General features: G+C 41.4%; 17 protein-coding genes. 4 read left to right on the top strand and 13 right to left on the bottom strand.

From position 1 onward, the window contains the following. Positions 1-27: 27 nt before the first annotated feature. On the bottom strand, positions 28-2,673 hold the full coding sequence (locus D7Z94_RS19815) for a c-type cytochrome (RefSeq protein ID WP_120713368.1): 2,646 nt from the start codon (positions 2,671-2,673) through the stop codon (positions 28-30). Between the two features lie 111 nt (positions 2,674-2,784). Here D7Z94_RS19815 and D7Z94_RS19810 point away from each other — a divergent pair, with 111 nt between their 5' ends. Further along, positions 2,785-3,735 carry a sugar phosphate isomerase/epimerase family protein gene (locus tag D7Z94_RS19810; RefSeq protein ID WP_120713367.1) on the top strand — a complete coding sequence of 317 codons (951 nt, stop codon included), beginning with the start codon at positions 2,785-2,787 and terminating at the stop codon, positions 3,733-3,735. Positions 3,736-3,845: 110 nt separating this feature from the next. On the opposite strand, the gene D7Z94_RS19805 is transcribed toward D7Z94_RS19810, so the two are convergent. Continuing rightward, entirely contained in the window at positions 3,846-4,235 is a 390-nt protein-coding gene (locus D7Z94_RS19805; protein ID WP_262696937.1) for a GNAT family N-acetyltransferase, read from the bottom strand. Between the two features lie 149 nt (positions 4,236-4,384). On the opposite strand from D7Z94_RS19805, the gene D7Z94_RS19800 reads away from it, so the two are divergent. After that, positions 4,385-5,344, top strand: a complete 960-nt coding sequence (locus D7Z94_RS19800) for a hypothetical protein (protein ID WP_147415942.1) — start codon at positions 4,385-4,387, stop codon at positions 5,342-5,344. A gap of 525 nt (positions 5,345-5,869) precedes the next feature. Here D7Z94_RS19800 and D7Z94_RS19795 read toward each other — a convergent pair. The 6 genes from D7Z94_RS19795 to rpsO all read right to left on the bottom strand — a co-directional run bounded on the left by D7Z94_RS19795 (position 5,870) and on the right by rpsO (position 12,596). Beyond that, on the bottom strand, positions 5,870-6,733 hold the full coding sequence (locus D7Z94_RS19795; protein ID WP_120713364.1) for a sigma-70 family RNA polymerase sigma factor: 864 nt from the start codon (positions 6,731-6,733) through the stop codon (positions 5,870-5,872). Positions 6,734-6,872: 139 nt separating this feature from the next. Next, a complete protein-coding gene (locus tag D7Z94_RS19790; RefSeq protein ID WP_120713363.1) occupies positions 6,873-8,363 on the bottom strand; it encodes a hypothetical protein in 1,491 nt (496 codons plus the stop codon). Beyond that, positions 8,353-8,916, bottom strand: a complete 564-nt coding sequence (locus tag D7Z94_RS19785; RefSeq protein ID WP_120713362.1) for an RNA polymerase sigma factor — start codon at positions 8,914-8,916, stop codon at positions 8,353-8,355. The genes D7Z94_RS19790 and D7Z94_RS19785 overlap by 11 nt, the downstream gene beginning before the upstream one ends. Before the next feature lie 56 nt (positions 8,917-8,972). Beyond that, positions 8,973-9,785: a hypothetical protein gene (locus D7Z94_RS19780; RefSeq protein ID WP_120713361.1), complete on the bottom strand. Its 813-nt coding sequence runs from the start codon at positions 9,783-9,785 to the stop codon at positions 8,973-8,975. A gap of 109 nt (positions 9,786-9,894) precedes the next feature. After that, positions 9,895-12,114 (bottom strand): polyribonucleotide nucleotidyltransferase, encoded by a 2,220-nt coding sequence (locus tag D7Z94_RS19775; RefSeq protein WP_120713360.1) that lies wholly within the window; start codon positions 12,112-12,114, stop codon positions 9,895-9,897. Positions 12,115-12,326: 212 nt separating this feature from the next. Next, positions 12,327-12,596, bottom strand: a complete 270-nt coding sequence (gene rpsO, locus D7Z94_RS19770) for a 30S ribosomal protein S15 (RefSeq protein WP_120713359.1) — start codon at positions 12,594-12,596, stop codon at positions 12,327-12,329. Positions 12,597-12,864: 268 nt separating this feature from the next. Here rpsO and D7Z94_RS19765 point away from each other — a divergent pair, with 268 nt between their 5' ends. Continuing rightward, positions 12,865-13,734, top strand: coding sequence for a hypothetical protein (locus D7Z94_RS19765; protein WP_120713358.1), 870 nt, complete (start codon positions 12,865-12,867; stop codon positions 13,732-13,734). Between the two features lie 52 nt (positions 13,735-13,786). On the opposite strand, the gene accD is transcribed toward D7Z94_RS19765, so the two are convergent. The 4 genes from accD to tamL all read right to left on the bottom strand — a co-directional run bounded on the left by accD (position 13,787) and on the right by tamL (position 20,836). Then, positions 13,787-14,647, bottom strand: coding sequence for an acetyl-CoA carboxylase, carboxyltransferase subunit beta (accD, locus tag D7Z94_RS19760; RefSeq protein WP_120713688.1), 861 nt, complete (start codon positions 14,645-14,647; stop codon positions 13,787-13,789). 33 nt (positions 14,648-14,680) lie between these two features. Beyond that, entirely contained in the window at positions 14,681-15,748 is a 1,068-nt protein-coding gene (gene fbaA / locus D7Z94_RS19755) for a class II fructose-bisphosphate aldolase (RefSeq protein ID WP_120713357.1), read from the bottom strand. Positions 15,749-15,832: 84 nt separating this feature from the next. Further along, positions 15,833-18,094 carry a hypothetical protein gene (locus tag D7Z94_RS19750; RefSeq protein WP_147415941.1) on the bottom strand — a complete coding sequence of 754 codons (2,262 nt, stop codon included), beginning with the start codon at positions 18,092-18,094 and terminating at the stop codon, positions 15,833-15,835. 147 nt (positions 18,095-18,241) lie between these two features. Then, positions 18,242-20,836, bottom strand: a complete 2,595-nt coding sequence (tamL, locus tag D7Z94_RS19745) for a translocation and assembly module lipoprotein TamL (RefSeq protein WP_120713687.1) — start codon at positions 20,834-20,836, stop codon at positions 18,242-18,244. Between the two features lie 24 nt (positions 20,837-20,860). On the opposite strand from tamL, the gene D7Z94_RS19740 reads away from it, so the two are divergent. Next, positions 20,861-21,586 (top strand): TrmH family RNA methyltransferase, encoded by a 726-nt coding sequence (locus tag D7Z94_RS19740; RefSeq protein WP_120713355.1) that lies wholly within the window; start codon positions 20,861-20,863, stop codon positions 21,584-21,586. A gap of 64 nt (positions 21,587-21,650) precedes the next feature. Here the strand turns inward: D7Z94_RS19740 and porT are convergent, their stop codons facing one another. Beyond that, complete coding sequence (porT, locus tag D7Z94_RS19735) at positions 21,651-22,352, bottom strand: type IX secretion/gliding motility protein PorT/SprT (RefSeq protein WP_120713686.1); 702 nt, start codon at positions 22,350-22,352, stop codon at positions 21,651-21,653. Between the last annotated feature and the right edge of the window lies 1 nt (position 22,353).

Below are 22,353 nucleotides of genomic sequence, written 5' to 3'. Positions count from 1 at the left end.
AGGTAGAGAAATGTAAACGTTCTTGTATTACTCCATGGCCTTTCCCTCATAGATCTCATGATTCTCATCCCCTCCGGATTTCAAATAGGCGAACAGATCCAGTACTTCCTGCTCGTTTAACCGATTCAAAAGTCCAGGAGGCATGGGGGAAATAGGGGAGAGTTCCCGTTTTTCCACATCGCTTGTAGCCAGTTCTACGGTATAGCTTTCATTGAACGGGTTGGGCATAAGGGTAATGGTCCTATCATCCTCCGCTTTGATACGTCCCGCAATTTTCTTCCCATCCGTCATATGGAAAAGCGTGTTTGCGTATTGATCCGAGATTTCGTCATGTGGACTGTAAATCGCGAAAAGCATATCATAATCACTAAATTTGGTATGGGCCTGTGTCAAATCCGGTCCGGCAGCGCCACCTTCACCCCGCATACGGTGACATAATACGCACATAGCCGCCTGGTAGGCACGCTCTCCGTCCGTAAAGGAACCACTATAGTTTTGTAGACCGCCCCCCCAAAGGATTTGGCTCATATCGCGTCCGGAGTATTCCTTTCCAGGTCCGATGGGTTGTGGTAAGTCGGCCACGGCAGTTGATGGTGAGTACACACCGGATATTTCCTGAAAATATTCCCTTTTGTTTTCAGGCACATTGGTCATGGCTTGTAGACGCACATTTTCCATGTAGGCCTTAAAACTCATCCCGCCCTTGGCGCCCAATACATCATAGAACCAGAGGAAATATTTTTCACGGAGGTCATTGGTCCAACCTTCTTTAGCATGGCTCAGGAGAAGACCGTAGTAAATGGACTCACTTGGGGGCATCTTAGCAATAACTTCCCGAATCAGCGGCCCATATTGTTCACTGCGTTGCGTGGCCTCTTCGGAAAGCAGCTCCACACCCTCTGTAATGGTTTTTTCCCTGGCGTGCTTTTCCAGTAGCTGCACTATATTTTCAGTGGCTCCATCGGCTTTTAGATATAACAGTAATTGGGCCAGCTCTCGATTTACGGTGTTGTTGGCATGTGGAAAATAGGAGTTCAATTTTTTGGCCGTTGCTCTTCTATGTTGCTCATCGGGTTCGCCCATCCGGATAAATACTAGTGCATAGCTTCGCAACAGTGCAATCTGTTGTTGGTTGGTAAGTTGCTCCAATTTAAATTGATAGAGCTTGTCCAGAATACGTCCCTGTAGGTTTTTACCTCCTTGCCGTGCCAATGCAATACCGGCTTCCAGAATTTTGGTCACATCCTTTTCATTAAAAAAGAGATTTTGCCATTGGTCTACTGGTCGGTGTTCCAAAACCATTCTGGAGGCGTACCGTATAAATCGGTCTTCATGCCCCAAATTGGCCCAGGCAAGGGGTATGGCCTCCTCGGATTCTTGGGTATGGTATTTTTCTATAGATCGGCGCAGTTCCCGAAGTGCTTTGGCCTCTGCATCCTGTTTCACTTCTGCGGTTCCCATATTTTCCCCGGTATAGCGTAAACGGTACAAATGGGAATTTAATCCACGGCCTCCCGTGGCAAAATACAGATGGCCGTCGGAACCGGCGATCATATCTGTAAGCGGTAGGGGAGTACCGGACAGAAATTCTTCCCGTTCCCCGATATAGCTACTTCCTTTTGGTTTTAAATCGATAAAATACACCGTACCGAAACTCCAATCCATTACCAAAAGTCCGTTTTTGTAGGTAGCGGGAAAGTTGAGTTTGGCACCGGAAAGAACCGCCGTAGGGGAACCTTGTTCCAAGTTATGTACGGCCGGAAGGTTATCCGGGTAATAGGCGGGCCACTTACCGGAACCGGTCCGCCAGCCATATTCACTCCCACTGGTTGCATGATTGATGCGTGTGGGCCGATACCAGGGCATGCCTATGTCCCATTCCATATCAGCGTCGTAGGTGAACAACTCACCATCTTGGTTAAAGGCAATATCGAAGGGATTTCTGTACCCCGCAGATATAACTTCCCAATCCGTACCCTCGGGATTGAATTTGGCGATCCAACCCCCTGGTGCCTTAATGTCATTGGCATGACCCCGAGCATCAAGATAGGGTGGAAACAGATTGTCCTCATCCCAATTAGCGGGAAGCCGACTATTCTCCAATAGGGATTCCGGAATTAAAGTATGGTTTCCAGCGATGAAATAGATGTCTTTCCCATCTGGGCTCGGTACAAAACTATGCGGACCGTGTTCCCCCTGTCCTTCCAGCTTCAACAGCATGTCCAATGCATCCAATTTACCATCGTTATCGGTATCGGTTAAACGGTACACCCCGCTACCGTTTTCCTCCTCGTCCGGAACTTCATCGTCCCATTTCTTGTTTACCGAAACGTAAAGGCTATTATGGGCCCATAAGAGTCCATGGGCTTCCCCGATTTTGAGATCAACACTATCAACCTCAGAAGCACTGATGACATTACCTTCCTTTGGAGCTTGGAAGAAATAGATTTTTCCCCTCTGGTCACAGGCGTATACCCGGTCGTTCGGCCCTTGTGCCAAGGCCACCCAGGATCCTTGCCCATGAATGCTGGGTCTATACAGGTCTTCCAGGACAAAATTATCCGGGAGATTGAATTCAATCTCTTTTTCTGTGCTTACTGAAGTTTCTTTGGTGCAGGAAAGGATAAGGCAGCCTACCAGAAGTACATAGGCTGCGATGTTGATTTTGGTCATTTTATAAAACTTTTATCGGGTTCCGTATAAAAGTAAGGAATTGCTATGGGATTTCAAGCTGTGCGTAAATGGTTATATTTGGGATAAACCACTTCAAACGACTTTTTAGATATGGATCGACGTAAATTTATGAATGGAGCCGCAATGTTGGGTGCAGGTTCCGTTATTTCCGGATTTTCACCATCAGATTTGACCTCTACCCCGAAACCCAAAAAAATAAAGCATAATCCCATTGGGGTGTCCACGTATTCTTTTTGGCAATTCAATGGGCCTAAGGAAAATGTTCCTATGGAACTTTGTATTGAAAAGGCGGCAGCCATGGGTTTTGATGGGATAGAATTATTATTGGTGCAAATGAACTCCGAGGACAATGGATATCTTCAAAAATTAAAGAAACAAGCCTTTCATGCCGGATTAGATCTTATGGGTTTTTCTACCCATCAAGGCTATTTAAGCCCGGAAAAAAGATATCGGGAACAAAATATTTCAAAAACCCTGCACCAAATAGAATTGGCCTACAAATTGGGTATTCCTACCATGCGTTTGAATACGGGGCGTTGGGGAACCTCCAAATCCTTTGATGATTTAATGGCGAATAAGGGAATGGAACCCACTTTGGAAGGATACACCGATGAAGATGGTTTTAAATGGGTCATCGATGCCATAGAACAATGTATACCTACCGCCGAACGATGTGGAGTGGTTCTGGGACTGGAAAACCACTGGGGCCTGGGGCGTACGGCGGAAGGGGTAAAACGTATTGTAGATGCTATCAACAGCCCTTGGTTACAGGTAACCTTGGATACCGGAAATTTTTTGGAGAATAGGGAGGCGCAGATGGAATTATTGGCACCCCAAACCTATCTGGTACAAGCCAAAACCTATTACGGGGGCGGGAAGTGGTATACCTTGGATATCGATTATCCCAAAATTGGGGAAATGATGCGGAGGCACAACTATAAGGGATACATCTCATTGGAATTTGAGGGCAATGAATCTCCGGATACCGCGGTTCCTAAAGGCCTGGAGCTGCTACGCGATGCCTTTTGGTACGAGTTATAAAAAGGATCAAAGCGGATGTTAAGTGGACTTGCTTATGTTCCTCCCAATAGTGGTATGTTTTACCCCACCAGGTTATCGTTCCGAACTTAAGGGTCCCTAGTACCTTTGTTCTAATGGGTGGGAGGTATCTTATACAAACGATATTCATCCACGTCCAACTTTTTTTGGTTGCCCATTTCATAGTTGTCCGAAAGTTTCAGGTTTAGCTGGGATATGAGATGAATACTCTTTTGATTTCGCTTATCAACGGGGTACTTGATAAATTCGATATCTAAATTGGATATTCCCCATGGAAGCATATGGTTGACCACTTTTTTACCAATGCCTTTTCCTTGCTGTCCACTTTTGATCCAAAGCCCAAAATGTGGTTGTTTGGTGGGAATTCCATGTATCCCGCAGCAACCTGCAAACAAACCCTCGTTTAAGATTACCCAAACCAAATCTGTTTTATTTTCCACTTGTTCCATGGAATACTCTATAAATGCGATAGTTTCCTCAATTTTTTTTGGGGGTTCATCAATGGGCAGGAAGCAGATTTTAGTTCTTTATTATTTTTTGAAAAACTTCGATTTGTTTTATCTTCATTTAAGATTTGATAAATTTTCATGCTGGTATTGTGGGGAAAGTATTATTTTATTTCAAAAGAGTGATGGATTTTATATTGAACTACTATCTTATAATAGCAGTAATACTAACGGGATTGACCTTTTTGCTAGTAAAATATGGTGAAAAAAGAAGTGCAAAAAGGACCAAAGAAGAAATTACTAGAGCAACCGATTCTATAGTCAAAGAAGCAGTCCAGAAGACAGTAGAAGAACTTAAAACATCTACTGACACCCTTTTACTAAAAACCGATGGCGCGGTAGACACTATAATTCAACAAGCCCAAGACCTTGCCGATAAAACTTCCAATCAGATCGAACTTTTGGAAGTAGCCACCCAAAAACTGGGGAATCACTTAGAATATCAAGAAGTTTTAGTCCGAACAAAATACTCTTTTCATCATAAGAATGCAATAGCCAATGACAAGCGTCACATTTTTTTTAATATCCTTATGTATCTATTAACAAACGACAATTATTACTCCTTGAGGATAAAATCCCCAGAAGGTTCAATTGTCCAGTTTGTCTCGGATAATAACACCTTTATATGGATAAGTGACGAAGTGGATCCAAATGTTGGGGAATTGAAAGACTATTTTTTTAATGCAGGGACATATCTTTATGGAGCCGAGGAAAGCAACCCGCAAGTAGTACATGTTAATTATTTGCTTAATGCTCTAAGATTGGAATTTGGGGTCAATGAAATAGAAATTGGGGATACCCTTGAATTTTCTTTAAGGAAATTACAACCAACGAGGCGATATGCAACATTTATACCTTCGAGTTCGCGTATTGATAAATTGCGAAAGGAAAACCCAAGTTTCGACAATTTCAGTTCTTTCTCTGGATTAGATGGTGATCCCAAAGTAGAAGTAAGGTTGATATTTAAGTTCAGAAATGGAAAGGAAGTGCTTTGCAAGGTATTTAATCAATCTCCTTCCGGAACAAATATGGAGTATGGCATAACCATTAAAGCTAAAATTGTTGAAATCATTGATTCTGAATGATGTCATCTTTGACTTTCTTTAATATTAATCTTTTTCCAAATATCCCTTAGGCCTTTCACATTTTCCAAGAGCAAGTAGGTCTATAATAAACCTACTAACAGTATCCGGATTTTTAAGGCAAATAATTCGCAAATCATTCCTACGTACCCATACCGCATCAGATATATTTCTGTTACCCCATATTAAGATTGCTCCGGGAATCTATAACACCATTGTAATATATAGTTATGTAGAATAGTCTTTTTGGGCTTTCAAATTCGGTACGTAATCCGGTACGGTAGCCAGTACGTTTTTCTTCAGTTTTTGGGGAAATCACATCTTTAGATGCTTTTGGTGCCCACAAACATTGAGCTTTTTCTGAAAGAAAAGAAACTGTCTAAATGAAAAAACTCCGGTAATCAGCCGGAGTTTATTCATCAATCAAAAAACGAACAGTCATGATAAACTGTTGTTAACCTTAAAATTACAATTTATATGCCATAAATCCAATTTATGGAATATTTAACGTGTTATTTTATCAAATAATTAACCAAGATAGGTCTTTAGAATCTTACTTCTGGAGGTATGCTTTAACCTTCGTATCGCTTTTTCCTTGATTTGACGCACCCTTTCCCTGGTAAGATCGAAGGTTTCCCCAATTTCTTCCAAGGTCATGGAATGTTGTCCTGCCAAACCAAAATAGAGACGGATAACATCCGCTTCCCGCGGCGTCAATGTTTCCAAAGCACGCTCAATTTCGGTACGCAAAGATTCGTGCAACAAATCCTTGTCGGGGTTTGGAGATTCCCCACTACGAAGTACATCATAGAGGTTGGAATCCTCACCATCGATCAAAGGGGCATCCATAGATACGTGCCGTCCTGAATTTTTCAAGGACTGCTTCACGTCTTCAACAGTCATATCCAATTCCTTTGCAATTTCCTCCGCAGAGGGCACGCGTTCATGCGCCTGCTCCAAAAAGGCAAAGGTCTTGTTGATTTTGTTAATAGAACCAATTTTATTCAAGGGCAATCGAACGATTCGGGATTGCTCCGCCAAGGCCTGCAAAATGGATTGTCTGATCCACCAAACGGCATAGGATATAAATTTAAAACCCCGTGTTTCGTCAAAACGTTGGGCCGCTTTAATCAACCCCAAATTACCCTCATTAATAAGGTCAGGTAGGGTAAGACCCTGATTTTGGTATTGCTTGGCCACGGAAACCACGAATCGAAGATTGGCCTTAGTGAGTTTTTCAAGAGCGATCTGGTCGCCTGCCTTGATGCGTTGTGCCAATTCTACTTCCTCGTCCGCAGTAATAAGGTCTACCTTACCAATTTCCTGCAAATATTTGTCCAAAGAGGCGGTTTCCCTATTGGTAACCTGTTTTGTAATCTTTAGTTGTCTCATCTACAATTTTCCTTTCTAGTTAAGTTCATTGCGCATAAGCTGCATATACTTATACGTAAAAAAGATGGAAATGTTACAATTGGGTCAAAAAAACTTGATTTTTCGGTTAATTTAGATGCTTGTGGATTCCCTTAGGCTTTTATAACCTGTATAGCACACCCAATTGTATATTGAAGATAAAAGGCTTGTTCCCGATACTTTTTTCATAAAATCCGATCTGGGGTTTAATAATCGGTTCCAATTGAATTTTAAGTGACTGATTTAACTCATAATTTAAGCCAAACCCGAAGTGTATTCCAAAACTTCCTTCTGAATAGTTGTCATTTTTTCCCAATTCAATAGTGGTTCCCGTCGTTCGGAGAACGCTTACTTCATTCTTTTTTAGATAAATGACACCTATTCCGGCAATGGCATCAATCTCGAATTTTTCCCGTTTTAGAAGCATACGGGTCACTTCCAATGGTACCTGAAGATAGGATAATCTTTCCTGTAGGGTAATGTTTTCCGATTGTGAGAAGGTATTGGATAGGGCTAAGTAGGAGAGATCGTTTTGAAAAGAAATGTCCCTATAATAATTAGTGCTCAAATCATTGGGCCGTATAGGTACGTCAAAAGTATTTTTTTCTACTTGACTATAGGCCGCACCCACACGAAGCCCCCATTTTTCATTTGGTTTAAAGACAAAATATAGGCCGTAACCGTAACTTAGATTATTTGACCTTCGGTTACCGTCAAGTCGTTCATCAATAGCTGAGGCCCCCGAAAGTCCTCCATAGGTGGATGAGTTCAAAAAGGGATGGATGTAATATTTTTTTTGCGAGTAGGTTTCTTCTCGTTTCAAGGGTACGGAATCTTTTTTGGTAGTTTTCCGAACGCCTTCTTCATCAGATTCGGAAGTAGCACTTTCATTTTCATTGGAGGCCACAAACGGATTATCTTGAGCTGTGTTTTTTGCTCCATTTATTTTAGATGTGTCAACAACTATATTTTGATGCGGTTCATCAAGTTGATAGTTTCCCTTAGGCTGTTTTTTTTCAATATCGGTAATCTTAGGATTTGGATTTGATACGTCTGAAGCATTGTCCGATTTTGAATTGTCCGGAAATAAAGATGGTTTGTTCGCATCATTTTCTCTAACCGATTTGCTCTTTGAACGTCTTCTATCAATTTCATTGGGATTCTCCTGGGAAGTGGGGTCTGATTTTTCCGTGGGTACTTCGGATAATCCAATTTTAGGATTGTGGGAGCTTGTACCTTGGGTATTGTCCTTCTCTGTATATGATGAATGCACGCTATCCCTTTCCTTGTTTTTCTCGAAAGCTTGGGGAAACGATAGTCCTTTTTTTTCACTGTCTGAAGGATGGGTTTTGACGGAATCTTCCAGTAGAATCCTAGTATCGGTATTCTTAATATGTTGCTTTTGAATCTCGGGTTCATGGGAAAATCGTAGAACCGAAAAAGCTCCCAAAAGTAATAGCAAAAGCCCCAAAGACCATAGGAAACCAAATCTTCTTTTTCTTTTGCGTTCCAAGGATTTTTCAATAGCGTTCCACAGGTTGGATCCGGGTGCTACCTCAGTGTCCGCCAAGCGTTCTCTTATGAGCTTTCCTAAGTCTTTCTCAGCTTTCATGACTCTTTTTAATTTGTTTCGCCCCCTTTTTAAACTGTATGATCCTATTCTTTAGAATAGCCTTTGCGCGATGTAGATTGGATTTGGAAGTACCCTCGCTTATTCTTAACGATTTTGAAATTTCCTTATGGGAATAACCATCCAATTCGTACATACTAAAAACTATGCGATATTGGTCCGGCAACTGCTGAATAAGTTTAATCAACCTTTCAAAGGAAGGAGGAAGATCATCTTCGACAATAGTAATCTCTTCGGTGATTTTTTCCTCTTCGAAGTCCTTTAAATCAAATACAGTATTTTTTTTGTATTTGTCTATGGCTTTGTTGATAGCTATTCGTTTTATCCAACCCTCAAAAGAGCCCTTGCCCTTATATTTCTGTATGTTTTCAAAAATTTCAATGAATACATCGTGCAAGTGATCTTCTGCTTCGGCATAAGAACGACAATACTTAAGGCATACGGGAAATAGCTTTTTTTCATATAATGTATAAAGCGTTTCCTGAGCCCCTCTATTTTTTTTGATGCAACTTTTTATAAGTTGGTCTAAATTCAAAAAAGTTGGATTTTTAGAATTGTTCCATTCGATTTTGTATCAAGTAATTCGAATTTTTAATCGAAGTCTATAAAGAATTCAGGTGTTAGGGATATGCTTCCATCTTCATAGGCCTCCACGTTACCTGAATCTACTACCGTGCCATTCAAAGATAGGCTATATTGGATTTTTTCGTTTTTCATTCCTTGGGTACCCAATCCGTAAATACTCACTCTTGCCGAGTTCACCGTGGTTTCGAAAGTATACTCCCAAGGAAGGGTGTTTATTTCAATATTCTCCCGGCTTCCGTCCGCTACCTTGTAGACCAATATGATTTTTCCCGAAAAATCGCCATCAACTTTATAGGTTATTTCTTTACCGATATTACTGTCTGAAATGGTTTTTTCCGAAGTGTCATATTCTAGACTATAGGATTCTAGAGGCAGGGTTATATATCCGTCATCATCGGCCGTTCTTATGACGGTTTCCAAGAGCTTATTATCCAGGAACATTTGTAGGGAAGCAGTTTCTTCTGGATTTCCATCCCCGTATAGTCCATTGGCATAGCCACCGATAGCATAGGTTTGCCCCGGAATATCATACTCCGTTTCCCATGGTATTTCCATACCCAAAAAAGGGTTTGGAGGAGTAAAGCCATCACTGGAAAGAAAGGTTACGTCCAATTTTCCCGAAAAATTACCGGATAATTTATAGGATACGGACCTATGAATGCCTTGGGGTTCCGAACCGCCTACAGCAGTTGTCTCAGGTTTTGGTACGGGATTCTGGAGGTTTTCGGTTAGAATTGGTTCGCTTTCAACGGAACATGATACAGAGACTAAAAGAAAACCGATAAAGGCCATTTGTAGTAGTACATTGATTTTTTTCATTGGGATATGTTTTTATTTGGTAGTCCGTAATGATGATAAAAGGTTGCGTTAAAAACCAAAAAAACCCCAACTGCTAGGTTGAGGTTTTTAATTTATTCCATAAAAGAACTTAATTGCGTCTGGGCTTCCTATCCCGATTATCCCGACGCCGGTCGTCCCTTCCACGGTTACGGTCATTGTTTCTTGGAGGTCTTTCCACAAAACCTTCCGGTTTTGGAAGCAAGGCCTTTCGGGAAACCTTTTCCTTACGGGTCCTTGGATCTGTTCCCATGTATTTTACATCAAAAACATCGCCCATGTTCACTACATCGGAAACATTTTCGGTACGTTTCCAATCCAATTCCGAAACGTGAAGCAATACTTCGTTGCCTGGGGCATCGTTGTATTCTACAACGGCTCCAAAATCGAGCATTTTGATAACCTTTACTTCATAAACGCTACCAACTTCCGGCTTGAACATCAATGCATCGATTTTTGCCAAAACGGCATCTATACCATTTTGGTCGGTACCTAAAATTTCTACGATACCTTCTTCGGTTACCGGATCCTCGTTGATAACGATTGTTGTCTTGGTCTCTTTTTGCAATTCTTGGATTACTTTTCCACCAGGACCGATCAAGGCACCGATAAATTCGTTTGGTATAACCGTAGTAACCATTTTGGGTGCATGCGGTTTAACGTCCGGTCTTGGATCGGAAATGGTATCCACTAATTTTTCCAAAATGTGTAGACGACCATCACTGGCTTGTTTCAAGGCCTTTACCAAGATTTCATAGGATAGGCCTTTTACTTTGATGTCCATCTGACAAGCCGTAATACCGTCGGCTGTACCGGTGACTTTAAAATCCATATCGCCCAGATGATCCTCATCTCCCAAAATATCCGAAAGCACTGCATATTTTCCACTATCCGCATCGGAAATCAATCCCATGGCAATTCCTGAAACCGGTTTTTTTAATTGTACCCCGGCATCCATCAAGGCCATAGTTCCCGAACAAACGGTAGCCATGGATGATGAACCATTACTTTCCAATACCTCGGAAACTACACGAACAGTATAGGGACAATCCTCTGGGACCATACCCTTTAAAGCACGTTGGGCCAGGTTACCATGGCCTACTTCCCTACGGGATGTTCCACGTATAGGTCTTGCTTCCCCGGTTGAAAATGGTGGGAAGTTGTAGTGCAGATAAAAAGTCTCCTCGCCTTCGTAAGAAGGCATATCTATTTGGTTGGCCTCCCTGGAGGTTCCCAGAGTTACCGTGGCCAATGCCTGGGTTTCCCCACGGGTAAAGATAGCGGAGCCGTGAGTGGAAGGTAAATAGTCCACTTCGCACCAAATGGGTCGGATCTCATCGGTTTTTCTACCGTCCAATCGCAAACCTTCATTTAGGGTAAGATCACGAACCGCGGCTTTCTCGGCCTTATAAAAATATTTAGAAACCAAATCGCCGTTTTCTTCCAATTCCTCTTCTGTAAACGTAGCTTTCACCTCTTCTTTGATGGCATCAAAGGCAGCACTCCGTTCCTGTTTGGCGGAACCTGCTTTGGCTATGGCATAAACCTTGTCATACGTAAGGTCGTGTATTTTTTGGGCCAATTCCTCATCTTCCCGCTCACCTTCGTATTCCCGTACCTCCTTTCTGCCAAATGCCTCGGCCAACCGTATTTGGGCGGCACATTGCACTTTGATCGCCTCATGGGCAAATTTGATGGCTTCGGTCATTTCTTCCTCGGAGATTTCTTTCATCTCACCTTCCACCATCATTACTGAATCCGCGGAGGCACCAATGACCATATCAATATCACTTTCTTCCAACTGTGCTCGGGTCGGATTTATGATAAACTCCCCATTAATACGACCGACACGACATTCGGAAATGGCACATTCAAAAGGAAAATCGGAAAGTTGAATAGCGGCGGATGCCGCCAATCCTGCCATGGCATCGGGCATAACATCCTCATCATGGGACATAAGTTGAATCATTACCTGAGTCTCCGAATGGTAATCCTTTGGAAAAAGTGGGCGTAGTACCCTGTCTACCAATCGCATGGTCAAGACCTCACCATCGCTGGGTCTGGCCTCTCTTTTGAAAAATCCACCGGGATAACGGCCCGAGGCCGCAAATTTTTCGCGATAATCTACCGTTAGGGGCAAAAAATCGACATCACTTTGTTTGTAATTGGAAACTACGGTACACAATAGCATACACTTTCCAGACTGGACAACAACGGACCCATGGGCCTGTTTTGCCAATTTTCCGGTTTCGATAGAGATTTCCCTACCGTCACCGAGGTCAATGACCTCTTTAAAAGTTTTTGGAATCATACATTAGATTTAATCCACCTGTGGTGGATTTGTTAAACAATGGTCTACCGTCTTACCGGACGGCCAGGGTTGTGTTGTTGTTGTGTGTTGACCAATGAAAAACTGTGTGCAGCTTTTTTAACCTTGAAATCGTTTCAGGGTCTTCTAAACATAAAAGGATGCCAAAACTAATCTGGCATATTAAAAAGGGGAGCATTACTCCCCTTTTATTTTTATTTTCTAATATTCAAGTCTTTAATCAATTCACGATATTTTACAATATCTTTTTTCTTTAGATAGTCCAAAAGGCTTCTTCGCTTACCTACTAAACGTACCAAAGATCTTTCCGTATTAAAGTCTTTGTGATTTTTTTTGAGATGCTTCGTAAGGTGGTTGATACGATGTGTAAACAAAGCTATCTGCCCCTCCGTAGAGCCTGTGTTACTGTCTTTTCCGCCGTATTTTTTGAAAATATCAGCTTTAATTTCCTTGGTTAAATACATTCCAATATTATATTAAATGATTTTTATGTATTTGATTGATTTTCAATCAGTGCGCAAAGATAGAAATATTTTTAGATTAAGTGACTTTTTTGAACCAAGTCGATTATTTTTTTGAGCTCCATTAAACCTTTTGGGGCATACTCCAGTCCTAGGAAGGTAATGTTAAAAAAATGTTAGTGTGAAATGAGCCATTTTGAGTGTTGGTTTTGGACTAAATCTTTAATGGCAAATTACATTTTACCTATTAAACCATTTAAAAATTAAAAAAATGAAAAGTCTCAAAAAAATGAACTTTACAAGGTTACTTCCGATGACCATCGGGATGGCAACAATGCTGTTTTTTTCCTGTAACAAAGAGGAATCGCCCAGTATGGAAGGCGAGGAAAGTCTGGATGTAGTTGCATTAACGGCTAGTGATGAAGCTGAACTTATTTCGGAGGAAGTCATTACTGTGGCGGAGGATGTATATTCCGTAGATGAAATCAGTACAATTTCCAAAGCTTCGTACCGGTCGGATTACTTGCCGGATTGTGTAACCATAACCACTGTGGTCACCGATATCACTAAGGAAAAAACCATCGATTTCGGTCTTGGATGTGAATTGCCCAACGGAAATGTCCTCAGTGGAATTATTTTTCTTTCCTACGAAAAGGATATGGAGTTGGCCACGAAAACTATTACGCTTTCTTTGGTAGATTTTACATTTAATGGAGTTGCTGTGGAAGGTGGGGCCACAATAGAAAGGGTGCGGTCCAATAAAAATGGCAATCCGCAGGCAGACGCCACAGGCATATTCAATGGTACTTGGCCGGATGGTAGCACTTCGAATTTTACCGGCAACCGCACACGTGAATGGATTGAAGGTTATGGCAGTGGCTTTTGGGGCGATAATGTGTTTTTGATTACAGGTAAAAGGACCTATACCGGGCCTCAGGGCAATGTATTCATCAAGGAAACCATAACCCCTTTACGCAGGGAATGGTCCTGTCGTTTTATCGTTAGCGGTATTTTGGAAATTACCCGGAACGACCTCACCGCCAGTTTGGATTTTGGGGACGGGGAATGTGATGCCAAAGGAGTTTTAACATATGCTGACGGCAGCACAGAGGAAATCTTCCTTAGACGTTTTAGGAATTGATGAATCTTTGATTGATTTGGTTAAAAAGTCCCGGCTATCTGGTCGGGGCTTTTTATTTTCTGATCGGCTTGTTTTGGATCAGGTCTATGTATAGGTTTATGTTCTTTTTCAAATCCCTTCTATGGACAATGAAATCCAAAAACCCGTGTTCCTGTACAAATTCCGCGGTTTGGAATCCTGGTGGAAGTTCCTTGCCCGTAGCTTCCTTTACCACCCTAGGCCCGGCAAACCCGATTAGGGCACCAGGTTCTGAAATGTTGATGTCCCCCAACATGGCATAGGAGGCCGTAGTGCCCCCGGTAGTCGGATCGGTGCACAGGGAAATGTAAGGAATGCCTGCTTCGGCCAGTTGGGCCAATTTAGCGGATGTCTTTGCCAACTGCATCAAGGAAAGGGCGGCTTCCATCATTCTTGCCCCCCCGGATTTGGATATCATTACAAAAGGAATGTTCTTTTTTATGGCGTGGTCAATGGCCCTGGCAATTTTTTCTCCAACAACACTTCCCATGGAGCCCCCTATGAAACTGAAATCCATACAGGCCACTACCAAATCCTTGCCCATAGATTTACCTATGGCCGTTCTTACGGCATCCTTTAGACCTGTCTTTTTTTGTGCCGCCTTTAATCGATCGGAATATTTCTTGGTGTCTTCAAACCTCAACGGATCTTTTGAGGAAAGTTTCGGATCCAGTTCGGTGAACTTGTTATCATCAAAAAGGATTTCAAAATACTCCTTGCTTCCTATCCTTACGTGATAATCGTCTTCCGGGCTTACATAAAAGTTCTTGGCCAACTCCTCGGATTCCACAATTTTTCCGGTAGGCGATTTGTACCATAATCCCCTTGGCGTATCCTTCTTTTGCTCCGTGGCGGTCTGTATTCCCTTTTCCTTTCTTTTAAACCAAGCCGTCATATCTTCCATATTAAATAGAGGTAATCTTCGGAACTACAATGTGTTAACGTTGTTTAAATCTTCAAAAGCTTTCTTTAGGCGCTCAACGAATGTCTTTTCACCTTCCCTGAGCCATACCCTGGGATCATAAAACTTTTTATTGGGTTCGTCCGCTCCTCCCGGATTGCCTATTTGAGCTTGAAGATAGTCTTTTTTGTCTTGTACATAATCCCGTACCCCGGTCAAGAAGGCATATTGCAAATCGGTATCGATGTTCATTTTTATGACACCATAACCAATAGCTTCCCGGATTTCTTCGACAGTAGAACCCGACCCTCCATGAAAGACAAAATCAATATGGTTATGCTCCACACCGTATTTTTCTGAAATGTATTCTTGGGAATTCTTTAGAATTTTTGGGGTAAGCTTTACGTTACCTGGTTTATACACACCATGGACATTGCCAAATGCCGCAGCAATGGTGAACCTAGGGCTTATTTTGGAAAGTTCTTCATAGGCATAGGCCACTTCCTCGGGCTGGGTATATAGCTTGGAATCATCAACATCCGAATTATCTACGCCATCTTCCTCGCCCCCGGTGATGCCCAATTCTATTTCCAAGGTCATGTTCATCTTACTCATTCGGGCCAGATATTCCTTGCAGATTTCAATATTTTCCTCAATAGGTTCCTCGGAGAGGTCTATCATATGGGAACTGAAAAGGGATTTTCCGGTTTCTGCAAAATGCTTTTCACTGGCATCCAAAAGCCCATCGATCCAGGGCAGTAATTTTTTTGCACAATGATCCGTGTGTAGGATAACGGTTGCCCCATAGGCTTCGGCCAACTGGTGAATATGTTTGGCCCCAGCAACTCCTCCCAAAATAGCGGAACGTTGTCCATCATTGGATAAACCTTTTCCGGCATTAAATTGGGCGCCCCCATTAGAAAATTGAATGATAACGGGAGAATTTAAACTGGCTGCCGTTTCCAGTACACTATTTATGGTGTTGGAACCAATAACATTTACTGCAGGTAGGGCAAACCCTTTTTCCTTGGCGTAGTTTAATATTTCCTGGACTTCGTCTCCGGTGGCAACCCCCGGTTTAATGTTGTGGGCCATAATTTTGGTCTGTTAGTTTAGTATTGAACGGGACAAAAGTAATAAAATAAACAAGGCTTAAAAAAGCAGTTTTGTAAAAATGAATTAATCGGTCAGTATTGTTTTCGAAATCAAATGACCTTCACTTGAAAAACCCTGTATTTTAAAAAGTAAACCATTCTCCGAATCTTTTCTTGCGATTTTAAAGCTAGCTTCACCTTTATTATTCGTTATTAAATTGGGTTTCCAGTCAACTTCCATGAAATCAATAGGCCTAGACCGCTCAGAGGCATACATAGGTGTATAATACTTTTTGGCCCGGTCAAAACCATTTTTAATCACGAATTTGTTGAAAAGTGTATTTTTATTTTCACCAAAAGTATCCGATGTGAAAACTTGAAAAAAGCTAATGCCTGTACCATTCTTATAACCAAGGTTGTTGACCATGATGTTTTCAATGTCTTTCATTTGCAATTGTACGCTTAGCAATTCCGTTGATCTAACGGGTCTGCCATTAATAAATAAGAAACCCACTCCACCCAGGCCTTGTAGATAGTAATTTACATTGTCTTTCGTTCTTAAATGATAACCTTGTTGAACGAAGAAGTCCATTAAATAGCTACTGGAATTATTCAATACCTGAGAAATAGGTAAGTCATAGTATTTTCCAATATCGCTGACCAAGGGTTCATATTTCTCAATGGTTTTTCTTCTTCGTACGTATTGTTCGCTACGTTTTCTTTCGGTTACTATTACCTCATCCAAGTCGATAGTTCCATCCACATTTCCGAAAGGGGTGTCATTAGTCCAATCGGTTACTCCATTTTGTGCTGTTTTGCCAGAGTGGTCGGCTTTGTAGTTTTTATTGGCGGCAATTGAAAGCCTATATCTATTTCTACTGGAGGCCGTATCATATTCGATTTTTAAGGGCTTACTGATTTTGCCCAACCAATTTTGATAGGCTACCCTTACCGTGTCACCTTTGAATACGCTTAGGTCTTGAAAAACAAATGTGGATTTATCCTGCAATTTGGCCTTGTCAATAATACGTAGGTCATCAGGAATTAGTACCAGTTTTTTCCGTTTGGTCTCCTCACTAATTTTCCCTTTAAGTTCAAAACCAGTTTTAAAAGCGTATTTTTCGATAGGGTTGATCTCTTTGATTATTTCATCCAGAGTGTACCCCGTCCAGCCTTGCGTAAGTAATAAAAGGTCCAGGTGTTCCTTTCTTTTTTCATTTTCAATGTTGAAATAATAAGCGGGATTTTCAATGTAACCCCTTACATGGGGTCTTAGTAGAAAGGCACTTTTAATGGTATTTTTTAGATGTACAGCCTTCGATTTTTTATGGAGTATTGAAATACTTAAATCGGCGTTTAAATTTTTCTTCCTTCCCCTTGATAAAAGGCGATACGAAACAGAGTCGGCATCGATTTTCGATTTTTCCAAAAAAATCAATGCCTTTTTTCGACCCGTTTCGATGTAGAATTTTCGTTGGGCTATAGGTCGGTCATCCGCAAAAAGGGTTAAGGTATGCACACCATCTAAAAAAACGTTTTTTCTGGTCTTAATTAATGAGGTAACCGAATCCAATCGAGCAACGGAATAGAGCTGGAAGAGCTGACGATCCTGATGATACAACAACGTATAATTGGAATAGATTTGATTATAGAAAGTTGCTTCATTAACTTTTAAATTAACTTGTAGGAACTCTTCATCTGAATTGTCTATACTTAATACCACACCTTTTTCGGATGCGGCAGGGACCGCTTGCTCAAGAACTGTATCCTTAACCTTTATTCTTGCCCTGTATGTTTCACCTTTTTTGTAGACAAAGCTAAATCGTCCCAGTCCTTCATGTTCACTTTGGAAAGTGGTTATTGTTTCTCCTTCTCCATTGATGATACTTCCTTGAAAATCAATACTCTTACCGTTCAATAGGGCTTTTATGCCCAGAGTGTTTTCAATGTCCTCAACCAAATTGCCGCTTTCAGGAAATAATTGTATGTCGTATTTAAGACTTTCTTCTTTGGATATATTGAATGATTTTTCCCCTAGAATCGTAATTTCTTGCAAGTATTGGTATTCTTCGCCGAAATTGCGCATGTAGTTGGTGCGGGCTTGAAGGTAATAGGTGCCGGGGGCAATCGCATCATTTAGCTCAAATTGGCCCAAACCCGTCCCGTCCGTTATTGAAATAGTCCTAGCAAACATTTGATCACCATTTTCATCAAATAACCTTACTTCCAAAATTTTGGTTCTCGTTGATGGGTAATTAATAGAATCACCAACATATGCCTTAAACCAAATGATATCATCGGGGAAATAAGAAGTTTTATTGGTATGGACATAGACCTTTTCTTTCAATCGAGAATCTATTTGCATCGAATGTAATCGATCGATCAATGAAGATTGGGCAATTGAAAGGCCACAACAGAAAACCAATATAAGACTAAGGGGGAATTTCACATTGCAGATGTTGAATGTTTTACATTTAGTACCGATATTAAAGTACTAAAAAGGATAGTTAATACCAATTTGGAGTACGGAATTACCGAAATTATAATCCCGAAACCATCTTTTGGACGGCTCTTCCGCTGGATTGTACGTTTTAAAGCCCAGGTCTACGCGAAATAGAAAATAGGTAAAATCATATCGGAGCCCAAATCCGGTTCCTAAGGCAATATCTCCCAAATCATCAAGACCATCAAAAACGGCATCGGGGTCTTCCTGGTCATCAAAAACATTCCAAATATTTCCAGCGTCCGCAAACAGGGCACCTTTAATATCACCTACAATGGGAAACCGATATTCCAAATTGAACGCTAATTTAAAATTGGCCTCGTTAAAATCATTTATGGCATTCGTCTTTCCAGGTCCTAAAGAATATGGAAACCAGGCACGATTGTCATTAGATCCCCCGGCAAAGTAACTGCGTACAAAAGGAATGTTGGTAGAGTTTCCGTAAGGAACGGCAATTCCAATAAATGTATGGAAGGCCAATACCTTTGAACGAGAAAGATCCCAGTACTTCACAAAATCGATATCGGTCTTGACATATTGGGAATAAGGAACACTAAAAACCAAAAGATCACCGTCATCATTTTTGTTGAAGGGGATGAAATTGGCCAAGCCGGAAAGCAGATTGCCCGCACTTTCCAAAGTCCATCGAAATTGAAAAAAGTTATTGTCGGTGAGGCCGTTCCTGTTGTTTTTATGAAAGGTGTAATTACTGGCAAAGATGAGGTTGTTCTCCGTGAGCCGTATTCTACGTTCCTCAATACTATTTACCTCTTGCAATTGTTCGTCCGTGGATGTCACCGCATTGCTCAATATGGCCTGGGTAAAACCTGTGGTCCCCTCGGGAATTATTAGCTGGGGGTCGGTTGAGCCATCCGGAGTCTCGAAAAATTCGGTCAAGGTGGGGTCTCCTTCAAAATCATCGGCTACCTCGTCCAATCTGTCATAGGAATTCCTGTAGACGTTAAAGAAGCGATCGGTGTTTACGTTACGAACGAATTGGATATTTAAAAGTTCTACGGTATTTCTTCTAAAATCCGACGGGGTCCAGTTATAGCTCAAGATGGAATTAAAGGTCTGTTTGTCCAAACCAATATTCTGCTGAAAACTGCTCCCAAGGGATATTCGAGTCCTTGGCAAAGTGTAACTAGGGATAATTTTGTTCGTGTTTATAAAGGGAAACCAGATTCTGGGAAAGTCCAAATTAATATCCGCCCCAAATTCCAGAATATTAAAAAAACGGCTATCCAGAATGGTAGGATCGCTGGATGAGCCAACGTTCAATCTACCGGTAAGGCTTAAGTTCTCGGCGCCTTTAAAGAGGTTTCTGGCCCGTAGGGAGGGACTAAAGGCAAGGCCCACACGTTGAATATTGGAATGGGTAACGTCAAAATCCATTCCCAAGGAATATTTTGGTCTTGCGGCCAAATAAACATTGGTGGTTAGTTTTGTTCGTGTACTATCTTCCTCAAAAGTAATGGTAGGATACTTAAAAACGTTGAGGTTGTTTATCTGACGATAGGTCCGGGTCCTATCCAGATCCCTATAAATACTGTCCTTCTCAAAAAAAATGGCATCCGCTAATGTTTTGGGCTTAAAGCGCAGCTTATCATGATAAAATATGGTGTAATCGCCATACCGTGTAAATCGTTGTTCGCTGTCACGCTCGCTATACAGAAAGTCCGTATAGATGTTTATTTTATCAAACCTATGGATTTTATATTCCGAGGTGGTCAAGGTGGTATCGCTTCTTCTTTTAAGATTATCGATATTAAGCTCCACGTCCATTTTACGGTCTTCACCCAGTTTTGTAGTGTCCCGGATGATGTTGTAGCTTATGGAGCTTTCTTGAAAGTCATAAACACCGGAATTTCTAAAAATGTTCGCCAAACGTTCACGCTCGGCATTGAAATCCACAAGATCAAACTGTTTCCCCTGTTCCACGAAGGATTCTTCCGAATGCAGTGTATAAAGGGAATCTATAGCGCTAGAAGCAATTGAATGAGATATGGAATCTACCATATAAGGTTCTCCCAGCGAAATCTTGTAGTTGATTTTTGCTCTTTGTTTTCTGGATACACTATCAATTTCAAATGTGGTGTTGTTATTAAAATAGCCTTTGCTCCCGTAATAAACGCTGAGTCTTTCCAAGCTTTTTCTTGTATTGGAAGTATCAATAACTACCGGTGCCTCCCCAATTCGTTTTAGCCAAACACTTAGCCCTTTTACCAAAAAAGATTCTCCAAGCCGCTCCACCTGCTTTTCGGATAAAAAATTATCCAATCTATCTTTTCGTTTTGGCTTTCTGTAGAGCCAGTCCTGATAGGAGGAATCCGGATTTTTTTTTGCAATATTATAGAGGTTCAATCGAAGTGGATACCCTAATATTCTGCTATTGGGTTTCTGGACGATAAGGCTTTCTATATCTTCATCGGTAACTTTTAGACTATCCGCGTAAATAGTGTTTTTTACAAGGAGAAGCTCATCTTCACCAACTCTTTTGAGGGTGTTACAGGAAGTGATTGCGAAACCTATCGATAATAGGCTTATTTTAGCCCAGGTTCCGGTAGTGCCCAAATACATCCTCATAGACGCCAAAAATACATTATTTGCATGGTTGTTAAAAGCCAAATAAAACTTATCAAAAGTCTACATCAAAAAAAAGGCCGAAACTTACATGGACTTTTTTTGGTCGAGGGAATCAAGACTGTAAGGGAACTCTTGGATTCCGGCTTGGGAGTCTACGGGATATTTACCACGGATGATTCTGTTTTGGAGGGCAGGCATGATTCCCAGATCCTGATTTCCGAATCGGAGCTCAAGCAGATGAGTTCTCTAAAAACCCCCAACACCGTACTCGGGGTGTTTTATAAGCCTCAAACTCGGGAAGTGGATTTTAGGGATTGGATCCTCGCCCTGGACAATGTGTCCGATCCTGGAAATTTAGGAACCATTATTCGGCTGTGTGATTGGTACGGGATATCCCATTTGGTATGTTCCAAGGACACCGTGGATTGTTATAACCCCAAAGTACTTCAAGCCACCATGGGTTCCATTGCTCGAGTACAAGTTATTTATACGGACCTACTGCAGTTTTTAAGGGAATCCAAACAACAGATTTTTGGTGCGTTCATGGATGGGCAAAGTGTTTATGGTGAAAAGTTGCCCGGTACCGGAATTTTGGTCATGGGCAATGAGGCCCATGGGATTTCGCAAGAAATCAAAGCCGTATGTCATAAAAAGATAGGTATCCCCCAATTTGGCAAGTTGACGGCAGAAAGCCTCAATGTGGCTACGGCTACGGCTGTTTTCTTAAATGAGCTGAGAAGGGATAATTAAGAGTCTGATTTTTTAAGGTTGTTGAATTTTGCATTTTACCATCAACCATCAACCATCAACCCAACTACTCAAATGTAAAGTTGATAAAAAATCCTCTTGTGCGAAGTCCATCTATGTTGCCTGTCCATGGACTATTGGGGTCATTGTCCGGAACCAATTCATCGCTTATGGCAAAAACTCCTCTAATAGAGGGTGTAAATTTGAAGTACTCCAAATAAAAATCTATTCCGAAGCCCAATTCATAGTTGTAAACCCACTTCTTCATCCGAAAAGTACCCGAACTGTTATCGTCCAATGCAGTTTCATTACTGCCCAGATTTAATGAGGTAGAGGCGCCCCCGATTAAAAAAGGTTTCCAATTGCCAAAACGCCGTGCACTTGCTTTGATCAAAAGAGGGAAATTGATATAGGTGGATTTTACCTCCCTAATGGCATCCTGTTCCTCGGTAAATCCAGGAAAACCCAGAGTTCTTGCATTGTACAACAGGCCTGGCTCAAACCGAAGGTCCAAAAACTCATTGATTCGCATTTCGCCGATCAGCCCTACATTAAAACCAATGGACTTACTGACCAGGATATCGGTATCCCCAGGATCGTTTTTATAGTTGAATTTAAAATCATACTGATTGAACCCTAGAAAATATCCCCAATTAAGCAGTGCCTTATCCTCATTTTCCAGATTTAGGATGGGCTTTTCGTTAAATTGGGCATTGACGGGTATACCTATAAAAAGCAGACCCATGCACAACAAAAAGAGGTATTTCATA

The organism is Ulvibacterium marinum, assembly GCF_003626755.1.
Classification (GTDB): Bacteria; Bacteroidota; Bacteroidia; order Flavobacteriales; family Flavobacteriaceae; genus Ulvibacterium; species Ulvibacterium marinum.
The sequence above is the reverse complement of the archived record's forward strand: the minus strand, read 5'-3'. Positions and strand labels throughout refer to the sequence as shown.